The sequence below is a fragment of the Olivibacter domesticus genome, from assembly GCF_900109575.1.
GTDB classification, from domain to species: Bacteria; Bacteroidota; Bacteroidia; order Sphingobacteriales; family Sphingobacteriaceae; genus Olivibacter; species Olivibacter domesticus.
The window spans coordinates 33,990-52,342 of sequence record NZ_FOAF01000016.1 but is presented as its reverse complement, the minus strand read 5'-3'; the positions used below and the strand labels follow the sequence as shown (position 1 = coordinate 52,342).

The following is an 18,353-nucleotide window of genomic DNA, read 5'->3' as shown; positions in this document are numbered from 1 at the left end:
GATTATAATTCATTAGATTTGTAAATAATGGTTGTGAACTTGGTTAACTCATTTGGAAACGACCATCGCGCCGGGAAGTGTAGCGAGCACTTTCCGGTATTTGTAACGTTTCATCATCAATAATTAGGTGTTTCTTTTTACATGTAACCTCCCCTTTGTCAGTTTAAATTTATATATCGGTAACGCTATTAGCTAGAGCCTTTGACAGTAATTTCCCGCCCGTGCACACTAAAATGAACGCCAGAATAGGCCAAAACATCCAACATTTGTTTAAGCGTTGCATGGCGAGGTATTGACCCTGTCAATTTTTTCGACGGAATATTCCCTTCATATTTAACAGACACGTCATACCAGCGCGCAACCTGGCGCATAATCGATGCGATGTCACTGTCATTAAATTGGAAGAATCCGTTTTTCCAGGCGATAGCCGCATTTGGATCCGCTGCATTCTGCACAACGAGCTCACGGCTAGCAGAAAGGCTTGCCTGTTGTCCGGGCTTTAGCAATCTTTCATCTGTTTGATGTTGCACCTTTATAATGCCATCCAACAAGGTTGTTACAAGAGCGGCATCATCCGCATACGCAGAAACATTAAAGCGTGTACCCAGTACCTGAATCCGGGTTTCCGCTACCAATACTTCAAAAGGAGCGTGCGCATCTTTGGCTACTTCAAAATATACCTCCCCCTTTACTTTAACCTGTCGGAGCCCCTGCGGAAAATCCGGCGCAAACGAAATACTACTATTGGCATTTAACCATACCTGCGATCCGTCTGGCAGGCGAAAAGGGCACTGTCCTCCTTTAGGCGTTCTTAACGTTGGCCAACTTTTTACCTGTTGGGCCGTTTTATCAAAGGCAGCCATACGATAAACAATTGTTCCATCATCCTCCTTTTTTAATTCAGCTCCATCTTGGTTAAGCGATGCCCCCACCTGCAAATCTTGCAGGTTGAGCACTTCACCATTTGACGAAACGAATACCGCCTTATCCTCGCCGGGATGTATAACAGACGTAACATCCTTTTCTGCTATCGCCTGAGACTGGACAGATGGCTCTGCAGACTTATTTAAGTACCAATAACTAACACTCCCGAGAAAAACAAAAGCAAGGACAGCCGCTACCCTTCCCCACAAAAGGCGCCTTGGAGACTTCACTTGCGCCATAATATCCGCAAAAACATGATCACTTTCCCTGGGCGTGTAAAACACATCATCCCCCTTCTCTTCATCCCAAAGCGAGGCTAAAAGTTCTTTAAGCACGCCATTTGGTAAGGTTTTCAATGTTGCCATCAATTCCATTTCCTCCTCGGGCGTGATATTTCCTCGGTAATAATTCTTTAATTGTAATCGTATAGCCTCAAACCGGTCTTCCATGATGATCGTTGTACAAAACTAATTGGCCTATGTTGCCCTTCAGAAAGAAAGACACTAAATCCCCAAAAAAGAGGCTATAGGATAGCAGAATTTTATAGAAAAGAAATTAACACACTAATAATCAGCGTGAAAAATACATCAAATTTATTTCGGAGGTGCGCTAAGATGTGCTGTGTAGCACGTTGTACATATTTTTTTACCGTTTGCTGGCTGAGATCCATTTTTTGAGCAATCTGTTCATGTTTGTATTTTTCGTATTTACTCAATAGATATACTTCGCGTTGTTGTGTTGGGAGATGATCAATCGCCTCATTTACCAAAGAAAAAAATTCCTTTTGCTGCTCTGAGAGGTCCGCTTCATCATATTCAACCTCCCACAATCTATGTTTTTCCGATCGCCTTGCCAAATCGCGCAGTGCATTCAACGCTAAATTCTTAGCCATTGCAAATAAATAACTATCAAAGTTGGTGATCTTCAATAAGTGTTCTTTTCTGTTCCAGATTTTCACAAATACATCCTGAACCAACTCATCCGTAAGTAAGCGATCTTTCGTTAGCCTATAGATAAATAAAGCCAATTTGTTGTGATATGCGTCAAAAAGTTGACGAAAGGCTCCTTCATCGCCACTCGCCACTGCCCCTAACAAATGCCCTTCATTTTTGAGATTCATAGAATTGGTTCTAGTATACCAGGGATTAAGTTGATGCAGACAAATATAGCAGGAGTTATAAAATAATGCAAATTAGCGGAGCGCTCGATTACTTAGCCACAAGCTCACCCTATTGGTTGCTACTACTAAGAACTGCTCACAAAGACAGCCAATGACGAACAACGAAACTAAATTTTTTCTTATATTCGTATCATTGCGCTAGATACTGAGGCATCTATTTTTAAACCTGATAATTATTGAATGATGAAGACTATTCTCGCAAATACCCTCCTCTATATTGGTTTATTCCTATCTCCCCTCATCTCCAATGCAGCAGATGGTATACAGTTCTTTGAGGGGTCATGGAAGGCTTTATTACAGTAGTTTATATCATCCTTTTTCTTAACAAAAAGGATCAAAAGTCAAGACTGCATAATCTTCGCTAAAAAGTTTTTCCCTCCACTATAATATGTAGCCGCTTCGCTCCTTCATATTATTTCTCCTTCCCACTCAAAACTTTTTTTTCGCTCATCTTATGAGGTCGGTCGAGCAAGCGTGCCGTAGCTGATTATTGCATTACCCATTAATATTTCCAGCACTCGCAGCTCGTAACTCACAACTCGCAACTATGCCATGAGGCCGTAGCGAAAAACCGCGAGCAGGTATTAGCCAATTTGGATAAGCAATTTCAAGCAGGCAATCGGGATTTAACTTTTCTAAAAACCTATATCATACAGAAAAAAGATTTAGGCCTTGACAACAGCTTGGCCTTTGATGCTTATCTCAACGCTCAGGCCAGTACCGAGCGCGAAAAACCTGCCAACATTGATTTCATCAGCAACAACCTCAACCACGCCAAAGGGGCTGCTTTTGATTTATTGCTAAAATCCTATCCTTCAGTAGACCAGGCAAGGCAAGAAAAATTAGCTCCTCTACTCTTTAATTTATCAGCAGACGCATTTTACCGAGCCATGGAAGACGAAAGAACGGTAGATATACCACTTATTTTTAAGCAAATGGAGATCCTAAAACAGCAGCTAAATTCCAAACAGCAGCAAAGTCTCTACCGATATCAATTATTTTACGCGCAAAAGGCAAAGGATGCAACAGTAGCTAAAAAAGCAGGTTATGACTATGTAGCCAACATTATGAACATATCAACAGACAGCATACAGGCAGAAGACAAACGACGCCATACCGCAGTCATGCAACCCTATTTAAGCGGAGAAATCGATAGCGCTGAACTTACTACCGAAGACAAAGCTCTCGCACAAAAAATCTATACCGCTGAGATCTGTGTTTACCTCTACGAGGCCAGCAATACGTTTGACATGGTATTAAGCAATGGTGACCCTGCATTGAAAGACGCCCTACGGTGGGCAGAAAGGCTCGATCAATTGCGTCCGAACGATCCAACATTTAACCAGTTAATCGATCGTATCAAACAGAAAATAAATTACTAGCGCGGTAACCGCAACGAACATCCAACTCGTAACTGGCAACTCACAACTTATTAAGCGACGTTGATTCTAAAAAAAGTATTGGCTTTTGGCGGTAATTTTGGATAACACCAAAAAGCTAAAAAGATTTTGGGATAAAAGACGCATCGGCTTTGAGTTTCCTGGACGCGATAAGATTCCATTGTTTTGAGTCGTGCTGTAAAAGGCAGAAGTCGCTAACTTCAAATGCAGCCTCATATTCTTTGTCTTTATATACTTCCCAAGCCCGCTCATACGCATCCAGTTCCAGATCGCGATAAGCGACTGTCATATGGGGCTTAAAATGATGTTCTAAAAAGGAAACACGAATTTGTGGATAGTGCTTTTCAAAGTCATGAATAATGGTCGACTGTAATTGTATCAAATAATCATTTACAACCGGATTTATAAAAATCACGGGCTTGTCTTTATTGGCAAATGCACCGAAATTCTTCAGCTCGACCAAGAAAGGATCAATAGACGTAGGGATTTCGCCAAACCAATTAAGCAACTGCGTATGCGCTGAGGCGTACAATTTAAAGGGGGCTTTCAGCGTAATATGTGGTATTACACGCAGCGCTTTATGGCTGTTGTAGTGTTCGGCAAAATCGCGTTTAATGACAGTAGCTTCCTCTCTTATGTTTTGCGGAGGTATGATCGCAACAAAATACAGGTTTTGAGTAGCCATAGCTATTCTTGGTAAAATCTAAAAATAAGAAAAATCGTTTGAATAGATGGAATTAAATTTAGTGTCAGCACAATTACGTTGAAGACGACCCAATCAATATTCAGGCTGCGCCATTGGTCTTTCAGCCTGCCCACCGTCGGTAGGCAGGAAATTCCCAACTCAAACTATTCTTCTGGTCCGATATGCATCTTGTACTTACCTGAAAAAATAAATCTTCTTTTATTAACAATCTCTACACCACAACAAAATTTAGCTAATTCAAGCAGCTGTTCATATATTTGATCAATTACACTTGGAAAATAATATTCAGGCAAGAGACAGAGACCGTCATAATAAGACTTGCCTGATTTGTAAAACAAGGTATAACCAATGACTTTCTTCGGTTGATTTTGGGGCCGAACGCTGTAATGCCCTTTACTAAGCCATAAAAGTCGTTGTGTAAATGCTATAGATTTATTTTCATCTAATTTCAACTCTTGTAAAAAATCACTGGATAGCAAACCAAACTTCGAAAGTTGAAAAATTTCTTGATGCTCTCTCATTGTTAATTTTTTCAGCAAAATTGCCTTACTATTTCCATTATTCATTTCCGACTGTGTTAAATCAATATTGAACATTAAGCAAACCAATGTATTGAGAAAGGATTGCTCATTACTGCTAGGCCTAAGTAATAGACAAATGTTTTAAGCAAGCGTAGCTTTGCTTAAAACATTTGTTTTGACCAGAACTCTTTATTTTGAAAGACCTATTTAAAATTTTCTTTTAATAGCTCGAATAAATCGGTAGCATCTCCATGAAACTTTTCACCGTCGACAAAAAAGGTGGGTGTACCATTCACGCCACTACGCATTCCGGTTTCAAAATCATCTTCAATTTTTTGTGCGAGGTTGTCTAAATGAAGATCATTTATAAAGCGTTCATGATCCAACTCGAGTTTCGCGGCTATTTGTAAAAATAAATCCCCACTCAAAGATCCTTGGTTATCAAAAATAGCATCGTGCATCTCCCAGAACATTCCCTGCAATGCCGCTGCTTCGGCTGCCAGTGCAGCAGGATGGGCATAAGCGTGAATTTTGGCCAATGGAAAATTCCTAAAAGCAAACTTTACCTGATTGCCAAAAAAGTGTAAGATATCATGTACTATTGGATGTGCAGCGGCACAGTAAGGACACTGATAGTCGCCAAACTCAACGATTTCTAACTGGGCATTTTTATTGCCTTTTATATGATCTTTATGATCAATACTTATTTTTATTGACATATTTTTTATATGGATTTAAGCGAAATAGACTCCAACGTTTCCAATATGCCATCGGCACCCGGGTTTACCGCCATAGGTGACAAATAGCTCCATTCAATAATACCCTGTTTATTGATAACGAAAAGCGCGCGTTCCGCTACACCTTTGTCTTCGTTATAAACACCGTATTTCTTTGCAACCTCTCCCTTGGGCTCAAAATCTGAAAGCAATGGAAAATGGAGATTTCTAGATTGTGAAAAAGCTAAATGACACCACTTACTATCAACGGATATACCTAATAGTTGTGCATCGTATTCTTTAAAGTACTTTAACATTTCGTTGTACAGGGCCATTTGATCGCTACAAATGAGACTCCAATCCGCTGGATAAAATGCTAACACTATATTTTGACCCGTAAAATTATTGAGTTTAATTTTTTGATCCGGTGTCGCATATAGATTGAAAGCTGGCGCAATATCATTTTTCTTCAACATGGTGTATATCTTTTATAGGATAAATTTAAGCACATAGCGGCAGGAGAATTGATAGTATTCGTTCAATGCGTAACTATCGTCGGTGTTTAACCGAAATCGATCGATGAAGTATTTTAAAGTACGCATGGGCTAGCAAGACTGCAGTTTAAATTTAGCTCGCAGTGATTTGCATTGCAGGTGGTATAGCAAACAATTGGCAGCTTGCAAATCCGCTATTTTAAGACAATGACCAAGCTGATAGTTTTTTCTTACTTTTTTAGTAAAAATTGCTCCGAAGTGATAACTTTGTTCTAAGCTTACAAACCGTAATCGACCAACATTTTCATGCTTTCATTTCAAGTTAAACACGCTTCATGTTGAAGAGCAAAGAAACAGAACATTACAAGGTGCTTTATCTAAAATATGCACCTATGTTATTATGTTTTGCCAAAAAATTTATCGACGAGCATTTTGTGGAAGATATCGTTCACGATGTGTTCATGCGGCTATGGGACAAACAAATTTTCCGACTACCGGAACCTGAAGTGAAAAAGATCTTATATGCAGCCGTTCGAAATGCCTGTATAGATCACCTGAGAAGATTGAAATTGGAAAGACGATTTGTAGACCATCATGCTATTCAACTAAAATTAGATGAACTTGATTTTTTTAAATCGTCTGAAAGTATATTTATGCAGAACGATTTAATGGCGCTTATTTTAAAGTACATTGAAGAACTTTCAGAAAAAAAACAGCAGATATTTCGAATGTCTTATCTGGAGCAAATGAAGGCCAGCGAAATTGCAAAAGACCTAAATTTATCCGTACGTACAGTAGAAAATCAATTATATAGAACCTTACTTATTCTTAGAAAGAAAATTCCAGCGGCCTTTATTTACCTTTTTATTTTCTTTAAAATATGAAAGTTTTAAAAATTAACATTTTTAGTGAGTAGTTTTTAAAACCTGTTCGTTACAGCTTAAACAGGAAAAAATATGAATGAAACTCCATATGAATTGTTCGAACAATACCATCACGACACATTAAGTACCGAGGCGGAACGGACATTTTATGAATGGGTAAATGCTAGCGACCAAAATAAACAATTATTTTTTGAATACAAACTCTTAAAAGACGCCGGCATTAAGAGTAAGGAAATCGATATCGAAGCAAGTTGGGAACGTCTGCTTATTAAAAAAAGAAACACGTTAGCAAGAAGATCGCCTAGCTATCCATTTCTAAAATATGCAGCGGCCGTTGTATTATTTGTATTAGGCACTATAAGTTACCTTTTGTTTTTTTCCGAGCCAGACAACACTTCTTCATCAGTTTATGTCACAGGTGATAGCACGAAAGCCGATCTGCTTTTACTTCCCGATGGAACCAGCGTTATGTTAGGTCCCAACAGTACCTTTTCTTTGTCTGCCGACTTTAACAAAGAACAGCGTATCGTCCATTTAGAGGGAGAGGCCCTATTCGATGTTTCACAAAATGAAAAGAAACCTTTTACGGTAAAAACAAAGCTGCAAAACATACAAGTCTTAGGCACTAAATTTAATATACAAGCCTATCCGAACGATGCGTACTATACCACAACGCTTTTAGAAGGTGCCATTAGCATGGCTACCAAAGGGATTCGTAAAAAAATGGTTTTGAAAGCAAATGAGCAATTGATTTACAACCGAAGAACAAAATCGCAGACCATACAGAGGGTTGATTCCAAGCGATTTGCATCATGGATTGAAGGTTACTACTACTTTGAAGACAAAACCTTAAGCGAAATTTTAGGGAGATTGGCACATATCTACGGATTTAGCTTCAATCTAGAAAATCAGGCATTGGATAAAAAGAAATTCACAGGTACTTTTAGAAAAGAGCAATCTATTACCGATATATTAGACATCATTAATATATCCATTCCAATAAAATACACTTTTACAGATAATAAGATAACAATCGAATGAATAGCGTACTTTCATAGCAGAAAATAAAAAAATAGCAAGACGTTCCTTTCTGTAGCCAATTTTAGATAACCGATTAATTTATGCATAAATCGCCTGTCCCCTTGCGTTTTCTTCAAGTGCGTTGTACGCGCATCTTTTTTATCATTGCGTTACTTGGCATAATCTCACCATCCAGAGCGCGGGAAGCGAACGAATATGCACAAACAAAAAGCCTTAATTTATCATTTAAAGCTACACAGCTTGAAAGAGTTTTGCGTGAGATTGAAAAACAATCGGAGTTTCTCTTTTTTTATCAATCAGCAGATATTAATGTAAACATCAGAGTCACTATTGAAAAAAAAGATGCTACCATTTATCAAGTGCTTGAGGAGCTCAGAAAACAAACTAAATTAAAGTATATCATCCAAAAAAAGCACATTATTATAACCGACAACAATCCGGAGCGAGAAACCCTGCTCAATCAACCGCCATCATCGTCCCTCAGCAATGATGAAATCATCACAGGTTGGGTGCAAGATACACTTGGAAACCGTATTACCGGAGCAAGTATATTCTTAAAGACCTCCTCCATAACAACATCAACAGATGAACAGGGTCGTTTTTTTTTAAAGGCTCCTTCAAAGGGTATTTTACGCGTATCATATGTCGGCTACTTACCTAAGGAAATCAATTTTGAAGGTCGCACACCGCTAACAATTATCCTAAATGAGAATATCCAAAGTTTAGACGAAATTATCGTTGTTGCCTACGGCGAGCAAAAAAAAAGCGTTAAGCTAGCGTCCGTCAGTCATATTCCCGGTGCCGAATTGAATAAATCCAGTACGGCCAACATTTCCAATACCATGGCTGGGCGGCTAAGCGGAGTAAGCATACGTCCCATCAGCGGTAAGCCCGGAGAAGACAACCCAACCATTTACATAAGAGGGGTCGGAACAACCGGTAATAAAAGTCCATTGATTGTCATCGATGGTATAATTCGCAATAATATAAACCAAGTCAATAACAACGACATTGAGTCGGTAAGCATTTTAAAAGACGCTGCGGCCATTGCCCCTTATGGACTTGGTGGCGCTAATGGTGTCATTCTGATCACGACCAAAAGTGGTAAGGAGGGAAAAGCAAAAGTAACGTTGAATTCATACTTTGGAATACAGCGGCCAACGGTTATCCCCAATATGCTTAATGCCGAAAACTACATGAAACTTCGAAATGAGGCTTACTTAAACGATAATAGTAACCAGGTTCCCGCAGGAGGCGCTCTCCCATTTTCCGAACAACTCATTGCCGATTATCCGCAGTTGCATGCAGCTAATCCTAATGTCTATCCTAATAGCAATTACGTTGACGAAATGGTCAATCTTAACACAGCTATCCAAAGTTACAGCGCACAAATAAGTGGCGGCACTGCCCAAACCAACTATTATGTAGGAATGGGTTATTTTGACCAAAAGGGAATATACGACAATCTTTACTATAAGCGCTACAGCATAAACAGCAAAATCGATTTACAGCTGCTAAAATACACGCGGTTATTTCTGTCGATGAACGGGACAGTAGAAAATAGAAATGCTGGCCCGGCTCCTATAGGAATTAGTTACATTCCTACACAAAGTCTGTACTACAACAATGGCCTTTGGGGTGAATCGAGCGGCAAAAGCCCATTAGGAGAATTGAACAGCGGATCTTATGACCGTTTCAATAACAACACCTTGTTATTAAGCGTTGGACTGGAACAAAAACTTCCTTTTATCGAGGGCCTGACTGCAAAAGCCGTTTTAGGCTACGACCCTAATTTTCTATACAGAAAAACATGGACCAAACCTTACTACTATTATATACTTAATACCGACACAGCCCCCTACAGTTTTACCCGCACGGTGAATGGCCAAGAGATAACCTCCTTACGACAACAAGACGATAAAAATGACCGGTACACTGGTCAATTTTATTTAAACTACCATCGAGCGTTTGGAAAGCATGAAGTAAGCGGTTTAGCCGTGTTTGAGGCGCGCGACATCAGAAATCGATGGATAATGGCTTCACGCAGAGGCTTTGAACTAGATCTCGATGAGTTGAATTTAGGTCCTTCAGACAAAGTTGAATTTGACAATGGAGGCTCCAGTTCACGAACAACGCAAACAGGCTTGGTATATCGCTTTACCTACGCTTACAGTCAAAAATATTTATTGGAAGCCTCGGGGCGGTACGATGGTCATTCTTTTTTTGCACCGGAACGCCGCTGGGCCTTTTTTCCCGCTTTCTCGGCCGGTTGGCGAATATCTGAAGAAGGCTTTCTAAAAAACAGCATTACTTGGTTAAACGATTTAAAGGTCCGTGGTTCTTGGGGGAAAGCGGGCAACCTAACCTCAAACGCTTTCCAATACCTATCTGCCTACAATCTTATAAGCAATGCTTACCTCTTCGGCAACAGCATTGTGCAAGGTTCGGTCATGAACCTCGAGCCAAATCCCAATATTACCTGGGAGGTGAGCAGAAATAGCAATATTGGTTTCGATGCCACATTTTTAAATGGTTTAATTTCAGTAACAGCAGATATATTCCAACAGAAGCGTAGTGGCATGCTGCTTTCACCAAATGTTACTGTTCCAGTCGAATACGGCCTCGGCCTTGCCGAAGAAAATGCCGGAATCATGACAAACCGCGGCGTAGAATTTGAAGTCGGGAGCAAGTATCAATTTGCCAACGGCCTTGCATTACAACTTAATGCAAACTTCAGTTATGCTAAAAACAGAATGGATCAAATTTATGAATCGCTTGACACCTACAACAGCATCAATAGACGCCGCACTGGCAGACCCTGGCTTACACCTTTTGGTTACCAAGCATTAGGATTGTTCTCAACGGCCGACGATGTAAATGGCGACGGCAAAATAGATGCCAACGATGGCTATCACATCAATCAATTCGGAGCCTCCTTATATCCCGGTGACGTAAAATATACCGATTTAAATGGCCCAAACGGTGAGCCAGATGGTAAAATAGATTCGTGGGATGAAACAGTTTCCGGCTATGCTCCTTATCCTCGTATTACCTATGGCTTTACCCTAGGGGCAACGCTAAAAGGAATTGATTTCAGCGCATTTTTCCAAGGTGCCGCACAAGCCAGCATCAATATCCAAGGATATCAAACAATACCTTTTAGATTAAATAATGCAAATGTATCTTACGAGTATTTTAATAATTATTGGCGGCCCGACAGGCAAGATGCTATCTATCCACGCATCACCCAAGCACCCGCTCAGAAAAACACAACGAATCTGCAATATGCAAATGGATTTGGACCTTACTCCAGTTCGTTCTGGATGCGGAACACCAATTACTTACGATTAAAAAATCTCGTTATTGGCTATACACTACCAAGTAAGCTCAGCCAGAAAGCCGGTATTTCAGTTCTTCGGTTTTACCTCTCGGGCGACAATGTCTTTACCTGGAGTGGTTTGGGTTTTATGGATCCTGAAATTAACTACGAATTACGCGAGGAGTCATACCCTCTTCAAAAAACGTACACTTTCGGCATGAATGTCTCCTTTTAGATCAAAGATTATGAAAAGCAATCCATTTATTCTTTTGGTAATAATTGCCTCAACAAGCTTACATATTTCGTGTGAGAAGTTTTTGGATACAACTTCAACAAACACACTTACCGAGCAAACACAGTGGGCCAACGAAGCGAATGCAGATGTTTATTTGAATGGCATCTACAACCAGCTAAGCAGGCCGAATACGCCGGATCCGTTGGATAATTACACCGACGATAACGATGGCGGGCCTTACTGGCTTTCATGGCAATGGAAACAAGGTATTGTAACACCCGAAATTGAGGATGGCTATCCGATGGTTCAAGATGCTGTCGCTAACGATTTCACAGGCTGGGTGTACACCTACAACAAAGTACGTCGCTGTAATGAGTTTCTGCAACAAACTGAGCTTAACAAGAATAATTATGCTGCAACTTGGTATAATAAAAGACGCGACGAAGTGCGTTTTTTAAGGGCTTTTTTCTATGCGAGCCTATGGCAGCACACCGGCGGACTGGTACTGCTTCGTGAACCATTGGACCGTAAAGAGATGCCTGACGAATTGCTTTATCAAAAACGGGGCACCTTTGAGGAAACTTTCGATTTTATCGTCAGTGAGTTAAAAAGCATTGTTGATAACGGCCATTTGGCTGTTAAGTATAACAACGGCGATGGCGATGCTGGAAGGGCTACACTGGGAGCCGCGCTGGCCTTGGCTGGCTGGATTGAATTATATGCAGCAAGTCCTGGTTTTAACAACAGCATTCCTGCTGCCGCCGAAGGAACAGGCGCCACTCCGGAGCAAACGACATTGGTGGGATTTGGTAATTTCGATCAGCACCGTTGGGAAATTGCAGCAGAAACTAACCGAAAATTCATTAATCTATACAGCGGTACCTATAAATTGTTCGATAATATGAGCTTATTTTGGTCGGAAGCTACCGAATACAATTCGGAAATCATCTGGGATAGGCAACTAAAAGCCAATGTACCGAATTTAGAAAGCGACTTTGCACAGAAAGGAGGACCTACCTATATACTCGGCAAATATTATACCTGGGGAAACTTTTGTCCTACGCAAGAACTCGTTGATGTATTCAAAATGGCTAATGGCCTGCCAATAGATGACCCGCGGTCTGGTTACGATCCCACGCAGCCATATATCAATCGAGAGCCAAGATTTTATGACTTTATCGTGTACGATGGTGCACCTTATAAAATGAACTGGATGAGCCGAACCGACACGATTTATACACGCATCGATCGGGTGAATCCTTCCCTTAACGAAATTGAACTGGCACAGTCGGATGTAACTCGAACGGGTTACTATTTTAAAAAACGCATGGATCCTGATCATGAGCCGGCAGCGTCGAGCTATGGTATTAACTATGTTTTTATTCGGTACGCCGAGGTGCTGTTGAACTTTGCCGAAGCGCAAAATGAAGCTTATGGCCCGAACGAAGTCTACCCAGTCATAAATGAGCTCCGAATGAAAAGGGGCCTGCCGAATATTGAGGAAGCCTACGGTGGCAGAACACTCACGCAAGATCAAATGCGTGAATTGATTCGAAACGAACGACGCGTAGAACTCTGCTTTGAGAATAAGCGTTTTTATGATCTGATTCGCTGGCGCATTGCCTTCGATGTAATGAATAGGCCTTTACACGGCATGAAAATTCAGAACAATAAACCAAGTGATAACTCAGGTCAATGGGTCTATGAGCGGCTTCCGCTGAGCAATCATCCCCATGTATTTTTGCGGAAGATGTACATGAACCCGATTCCCTACACAGTTATTGCTGCCAATAATAAAATAGTACAGAACCCAGGTTACTAGGTTCTGTAAACATACCGACAATTACAAAGTATCCACACTGGCAAGTATGGCTTCTTCTTTTGTACGCGGCTGCCAGCCTAAAACAGATCTAGCCTTTTGATTGCTTAACGTTCTGTAAAAAGCCTTATCAGTATTAGTCATAGCAGCAATATTAGCAGCGAGGTGTGCACGTTCTTTTTTTATCAGTTGTGCCACATCATAAAAGCTCATAATACCATCAGATGTTGCTAGGAAGCGCTCTCCTTTGGCATTAGGATGCAACATGGCTTTAATATGGATATCCGACACATCACGCACATCTACCACTCCCATCGTAAACGGAGGGCTCTGATTGGTCGTTCCATTAATAACCCCCTTAATCACCACGTTTACCGACGCCGAAGAAATACCCCCTAATATCGGACCGAAGATGCCAACCGGGTTAATTACTGTGAGCTCCAGATCGCCCCCTTCGTTTTCGATAAAAGCCCATGCCGCTCTTTCGGCCACCGTCTTTGATTTGATATATGGCGGAATTACGATGTTCGGGTCGGTCCAATCCTCTTCGGTGAACACGTGATTTTTAGTATCTAAACTATAACCGATCGCTGCGAAAGAGGAGGTCAACACCACCCGCTTCACGCCCGCATCCCGAGCCGCCTTCAATACCCGCAACGCGCCATCTCTTGCCGGTATAATTAGTTCATTTTCATCTTCAGGCTCTTTGGCAGGGAAAGGCGAAGCCATATGTAACACATAATCGCAACCTGCTACTGCATCTTTCCATCCTCCATCGTCGTTTAAGTCTGCTTTATAAAAAGACAATTTCTCGAAGTTATTGATCCCTCCACTTCTCAAGGCGCCAATAACATCACTTTTTCTGGCCAACGATCGAAGTGTCGTTCTGACCTGATAACCTTGTTGCAGCAACTGTAACAGCGTATGTATAGCAACAAAACCTGTCCCACCTGTTACCAATACTGTTTGATTTCCCATTTTCTATATTCAATTGTTTAGTACAAAACTCAATAATAAAACACCATGCTGTTTTGTTTCAAAGGCCAATTTAACTTTGTCCCAACGTCCAAACCATTATAACCACCACCCCATTTACTTTTTCCCGGAAAAGAAGGGTTGTGTAAGCAACCAATGTATCTTGCTCCATAGGAGGTATATAAGTAGAAAAGCGACCATTAGTCCAATCATCACAGAAAAAAGGAGAAAAATACTGCGAGTGGTAGCCAGCTGCGATTGTATCGCCAGCGATTTCGCCACCAACATATTCGATAAGCTGCTCGCGTCGGTAAGCGAATAGCCCTTTGCCAAGAGAAAACTGTCAAAAAAACCTTTACGTTCCACAAACCGCTGGTTAAATAAGTTAAGATCTGCTACAAAAACATCTTTGTGTTTCTGATTAAAAAAGAGCTGAAGGGTAAAAAAACCTGCAATCGAATTCAGGGAAGAAATGAAACGTGCATAGGTACAAATCACGATACCAGTTAACATATTTTGCGGAGGTAAAGCCGCAAGGCAAAAGGTACACAACGGTACAAATAACAGTCCACTTGCAAGTCCATGCATAAAGATAGGGATCGACAGGTTAAAGGCAGACAAGTCATTGGAAATCAGACTAGAAAAGTAAAAATTATATACAAATAGTAGCACAAAGCCGGCTATTATTAATGGCAACAAATTTCTTTTATTCCGTAAAATAAGCAACACAGAGAACAAGGTCGCTACGATAACACCTACCACATTGAAGGAGGTAGATCTCACCACATCTTGCGCACTCCAACCCTTTACCAAAATTGCATATCCGTAAATTAAGTTTAGGCTATCCTTCACTCCGTAGAAAAAAAGAAGCAGCACTAAACCCAAAATAAATTTGCCATATTTGAAGGCTGACAAATCAATGAGCGGAAATGGTACGACAGACTGACGTAGTATAAACAATAGGATAAAAACAAGAGTTACCGTTGCCGCTATTTTAACCGCGCCATCCTCCAACCAGTAATACCGAGGTCCATAAATCATCGCAAAGGTAAATGCCACTGCAGCAACGGCAAAGAGCAAGGCACCTATCCAGTCGGCCGAAGGGGCTGTTGTGCTAGGTGTGTCCCACTTAAAAACCAGTAGTATAAGGCCAATGGCCAACACTTGTAAACCGATCAGAATATAATAAAATGCCGTCCAGTCCATCCGCTCCACCACCCAAGAGGCTCCCCAGCTAACGAGCGGCCCACCAATCAAAATCAGGGAAAAGAAAAGAGAGGTTCCTACCAAAATTCTCTTTGCTTCAGGCAAGGTGGTAAAGAGCAACATCAGCGTGCGTCCAACAATTAGGCAAGTAGTTATTCCTGTACAAAACCGAAGTGCAGCGAATAGCCATAAATTGTGCGTACAAATGGACCCCAAATTTAAGAGCAGGCTTAATAAAAATGAAGTTAAAAGATACGTTCTAACATTAAAAGCAGAAGCCACTTTAAACTGCACAGGTAACGCCATTGATATACCTACATAGGCAATCAACCAAACAAACGAAACATCCTCTGGTTGCGCGCCATAATAAGCTACCACATGTCCTTGAATCAGTGCGAAAGACGCGAACTGCGCAATAGCGGCAAACATAATTAAAACCAGAAGCCCTCTTAACAAGTTGAGCCTTGTCAATGTCCAATCCTTAAAGAAATTAGCCGGTCCCATATTAATCTCTTTTTTTGACAATCACTTTCACGTTCATGCCCGCCTTCAGTTTATCTGCCTCACCTTCTTCAAAAGTGATTTTTACTGGGATACGTTGTACAATCTTGACAAAATTACCTGTCGAATTATCCGTTGGTAACAAAGAGAATTTGGAACCTGTGGAGGCGGCTATGGCGTCAATCCGACCATGGAAGCTTTCATCTGGGAAAGCATCGGCCTCGATCTGTACAGCTTGTCCCATAAACATCCCTTCCACTTGTGTCTCCTTAAAATTAGCAATCACCCATTTAAGGTTGCTATTCACCACCGAAAGCAAGGGCTGTCCAGGCTGTATCTGTTGCCCCTCCAGTATTGCTTTTCTACCGGTAAACCCGCTGTAAGGAGAGGTAATTACTGTGTAACTTAAGTTAAGTTTGGCGAGATCCAGCATTGCTTCAGCCCTTTTCCTGACCGCCACTAAAGATTTGTATCTTGCTTCGAGCTCCAAAATCTTACTATTATTCGTTTTCAGGCTATTATTTGCTGCACTATAATCACTTTGCAACACATTATATTTCGTTTGCACCACCTCAAAATCCGACATGGTTACGGCTTCCGCTTTCAGCAGGTTTTTGAAACGTCCAACCTCTTGCTCTTGTTGCCAGAGCTTGGCTTTGGCCGCATTTATTTGATCTTTAGTAACTAAGGTAGCCGTTTTAGCACTATTAATACCTGCGGCGAGAATGCCAAGTTGAGCCTCGGTATCCTCCAGTAAAGCTTCTGCCTCCTTTACTTTCTGGAAGTACTCTCGATTGTCTAATACTAGCAAGGTATCTCCACGTTTTATCTTTTGATGCTCCTCAAAAAAAACGCGGTTGATAAAACCACCAACCCGGGCAGATACCGGATTGATGTAGGATTCAACTTGCGCATCATTGGTATCTTCATAGCTATTTATATAAGCCATGTAGCGCAAAAAGTAAAATACAGCAATGCCCATGGCAAGTAAGGCGATACCAAAAATAAGCTTATTGGCAAATCCGCTAAATGTGTTTTGTTTAGATTCCATTTTGATAAAATTTTCCGGTTACAAATAATAGACGATAGTAGATTGCTAAAGCGTTGATATTCGTTCGTATGTAACTAAACCGAGCCTCTTGATACAAATTGTCGGCCTCCAATAAATCAGTCAGTAAGCTTAGTTGATTTAGGTATTTTGTATTCTGTATATGGTAGTTTATTTTGGTTTGTTCGATGGATGTTTTAACTACGGCCATTCTGTTTAAAGCCTCCCTATGCTTTATAGCCAATGCCGTGATTTCTTGGCCTACACTCTCCTGCAACCATTCCTTTTGTTGTTTCAACCCATCGGTTCGCACCCGGGCGGCACGTATACGGTTCTTATTCTGATAAACCGAGGAAATGTTATAACTCAGCTTAATGCCTGCAGTGCCAACGCCGACGGTTTGATCCCGTGGGGGGAACACAAAATTGTTTGGATAATTAAATCCGTAGCCCGCAAACAAAGAAACTGATGGTAAATTGAAAGATTTGAGCTGTTCTATCTGCCGCTGCTGAATATCTATGTTTTTGTCGACCTTTAACAAGCTATATATATGCGCTCGTTCCTGTATCAATCCGTTAATACGTATGCTATCCGCAATAACGAGCGCATTAGTATCAATCGGTAAAATAAGTGTCTGTTCATCTACACCTAACAGTACATTTAACCGCTGATTACTGATAGCATAATCATTTATGCTTGCTTGCTGATTTACCTCTGCGTTAGACAGCATGACATCTGCGCGTAGCAAGTCGCTCCTCGTCACCTTACCATTCGTGTACAAAGCCTTGATATTTTTCGAAAGAATGCGTAATCTATCTACCTGATCGGCTATTATCTGCTGCTGATAATAGAACTTTACCATGTCTAAATAGCTAAGTGCTGTCTGTAGGCCGATATTCGCCTCTGTTTCTTCTGTGGCGATTGCGGCAAGTTCATTTCTTAGCTTAAAGCCATGGATAATCGCTTTTTGCCTTCCCCCTGCATAAAGATTGAAAGAAGATTCCACATTCAAATTACCGGCATTTGCATTTGGAGGTTTAGTTTGATGACTAGCATCACCGAATAAGCCCTCGTACAAAGTCAACTCCGTATAACGTTGATATCCTAAACCAGTATTTAATTGCGGGAGAACCTCGCTTTTCGCTTGCGCGAGATCCACCGCAGCGGCCAGCTGTTCCTGTCGTGCTACGCCGATCAACTTGTTAGACTCCTTGGCACGAGAAATGGCATCGGCCAAACTTAAGCTTAGCGTACTGGTAGTGGCAGATTGAGCCACGACCTGCAAGCATAGCATGGTGCACAAGATAATAATGCTTAGCTGTCGTGCTATTGATTCCACGGTTATTCTTTTTGTCATTTTATTGATATTAATCATTTAATCTAT

Annotated in this window: 16 protein-coding genes; 6 read left to right on the top strand and 10 right to left on the bottom strand. The window is 41.0% G+C overall.

What is annotated here, in order from left to right:
- Positions 1-188: 188 nt before the first annotated feature.
- Complete coding sequence (locus BMY50_RS27190) at positions 189-1,373, bottom strand: FecR domain-containing protein (protein WP_093332880.1); 1,185 nt, start codon at positions 1,371-1,373, stop codon at positions 189-191.
- Positions 1,374-1,465: 92 nt separating this feature from the next.
- The gene (locus BMY50_RS27185; protein WP_093332877.1) at positions 1,466-2,044 is read right to left on the bottom strand and encodes an RNA polymerase sigma factor; all 579 of its coding nucleotides are present in this window, start codon (positions 2,042-2,044) and stop codon (positions 1,466-1,468) included.
- A 240-nt stretch (positions 2,045-2,284) separates the two neighbouring features.
- On the opposite strand from BMY50_RS27185, the gene BMY50_RS28645 reads away from it, so the two are divergent.
- On the top strand, positions 2,285-2,407 hold the full coding sequence (locus BMY50_RS28645; protein WP_262496967.1) for a hypothetical protein: 123 nt from the start codon (positions 2,285-2,287) through the stop codon (positions 2,405-2,407).
- 290 nt (positions 2,408-2,697) lie between these two features.
- Positions 2,698-3,486, top strand: a complete 789-nt coding sequence (locus BMY50_RS27180; RefSeq protein ID WP_093332876.1) for a hypothetical protein — start codon at positions 2,698-2,700, stop codon at positions 3,484-3,486.
- 115 nt (positions 3,487-3,601) lie between these two features.
- Here BMY50_RS27180 and BMY50_RS27175 read toward each other — a convergent pair whose 3' ends face one another.
- From BMY50_RS27175 to BMY50_RS27160, 4 genes are all read right to left on the bottom strand, one after another.
- Positions 3,602-4,189, bottom strand: coding sequence for a 2'-5' RNA ligase family protein (locus tag BMY50_RS27175; RefSeq protein ID WP_093332875.1), 588 nt, complete (start codon positions 4,187-4,189; stop codon positions 3,602-3,604).
- Positions 4,190-4,353: 164 nt separating this feature from the next.
- Positions 4,354-4,776, bottom strand: coding sequence for a hypothetical protein (locus BMY50_RS27170; protein ID WP_139202346.1), 423 nt, complete (start codon positions 4,774-4,776; stop codon positions 4,354-4,356).
- A 158-nt stretch (positions 4,777-4,934) separates the two neighbouring features.
- The gene (locus tag BMY50_RS27165) at positions 4,935-5,450 is read right to left on the bottom strand and encodes a DsbA family protein (RefSeq protein ID WP_093332871.1); all 516 of its coding nucleotides are present in this window, start codon (positions 5,448-5,450) and stop codon (positions 4,935-4,937) included.
- Between the two features lie 5 nt (positions 5,451-5,455).
- Positions 5,456-5,923, bottom strand: a complete 468-nt coding sequence (locus tag BMY50_RS27160; RefSeq protein WP_093332869.1) for a redoxin domain-containing protein — start codon at positions 5,921-5,923, stop codon at positions 5,456-5,458.
- A gap of 353 nt (positions 5,924-6,276) precedes the next feature.
- Here BMY50_RS27160 and BMY50_RS27155 point away from each other — a divergent pair, with 353 nt between their 5' ends.
- The 4 genes from BMY50_RS27155 to BMY50_RS27140 all read left to right on the top strand — a co-directional run bounded on the left by BMY50_RS27155 (position 6,277) and on the right by BMY50_RS27140 (position 13,242).
- Positions 6,277-6,825, top strand: coding sequence for an RNA polymerase sigma-70 factor (locus BMY50_RS27155; protein ID WP_093332866.1), 549 nt, complete (start codon positions 6,277-6,279; stop codon positions 6,823-6,825).
- 72 nt (positions 6,826-6,897) lie between these two features.
- Positions 6,898-7,866 (top strand): FecR family protein, encoded by a 969-nt coding sequence (locus tag BMY50_RS27150; protein ID WP_093332863.1) that lies wholly within the window; start codon positions 6,898-6,900, stop codon positions 7,864-7,866.
- Positions 7,867-7,946: 80 nt separating this feature from the next.
- A complete protein-coding gene (locus tag BMY50_RS27145; protein ID WP_093332860.1) occupies positions 7,947-11,420 on the top strand; it encodes a TonB-dependent receptor in 3,474 nt (1,157 codons plus the stop codon).
- A gap of 10 nt (positions 11,421-11,430) precedes the next feature.
- Entirely contained in the window at positions 11,431-13,242 is a 1,812-nt protein-coding gene (locus BMY50_RS27140) for a RagB/SusD family nutrient uptake outer membrane protein (protein ID WP_093332858.1), read from the top strand.
- 21 nt (positions 13,243-13,263) lie between these two features.
- Here the strand turns inward: BMY50_RS27140 and BMY50_RS27135 are convergent, their stop codons facing one another.
- The 4 genes from BMY50_RS27135 to BMY50_RS27120 all read right to left on the bottom strand — a co-directional run bounded on the left by BMY50_RS27135 (position 13,264) and on the right by BMY50_RS27120 (position 18,326).
- Complete coding sequence (locus BMY50_RS27135) at positions 13,264-14,217, bottom strand: SDR family oxidoreductase (RefSeq protein WP_093332855.1); 954 nt, start codon at positions 14,215-14,217, stop codon at positions 13,264-13,266.
- 114 nt (positions 14,218-14,331) lie between these two features.
- The gene (locus BMY50_RS27130; RefSeq protein WP_093332852.1) at positions 14,332-15,924 is read right to left on the bottom strand and encodes an MFS transporter; all 1,593 of its coding nucleotides are present in this window, start codon (positions 15,922-15,924) and stop codon (positions 14,332-14,334) included.
- A 1-nt stretch (position 15,925) separates the two neighbouring features.
- Entirely contained in the window at positions 15,926-16,972 is a 1,047-nt protein-coding gene (locus tag BMY50_RS27125) for an HlyD family secretion protein (protein WP_093332849.1), read from the bottom strand.
- Entirely contained in the window at positions 16,962-18,326 is a 1,365-nt protein-coding gene (locus BMY50_RS27120) for a TolC family protein (protein ID WP_162276691.1), read from the bottom strand. The genes BMY50_RS27125 and BMY50_RS27120 overlap by 11 nt, the downstream gene beginning before the upstream one ends.
- Between the last annotated feature and the right edge of the window lie 27 nt (positions 18,327-18,353).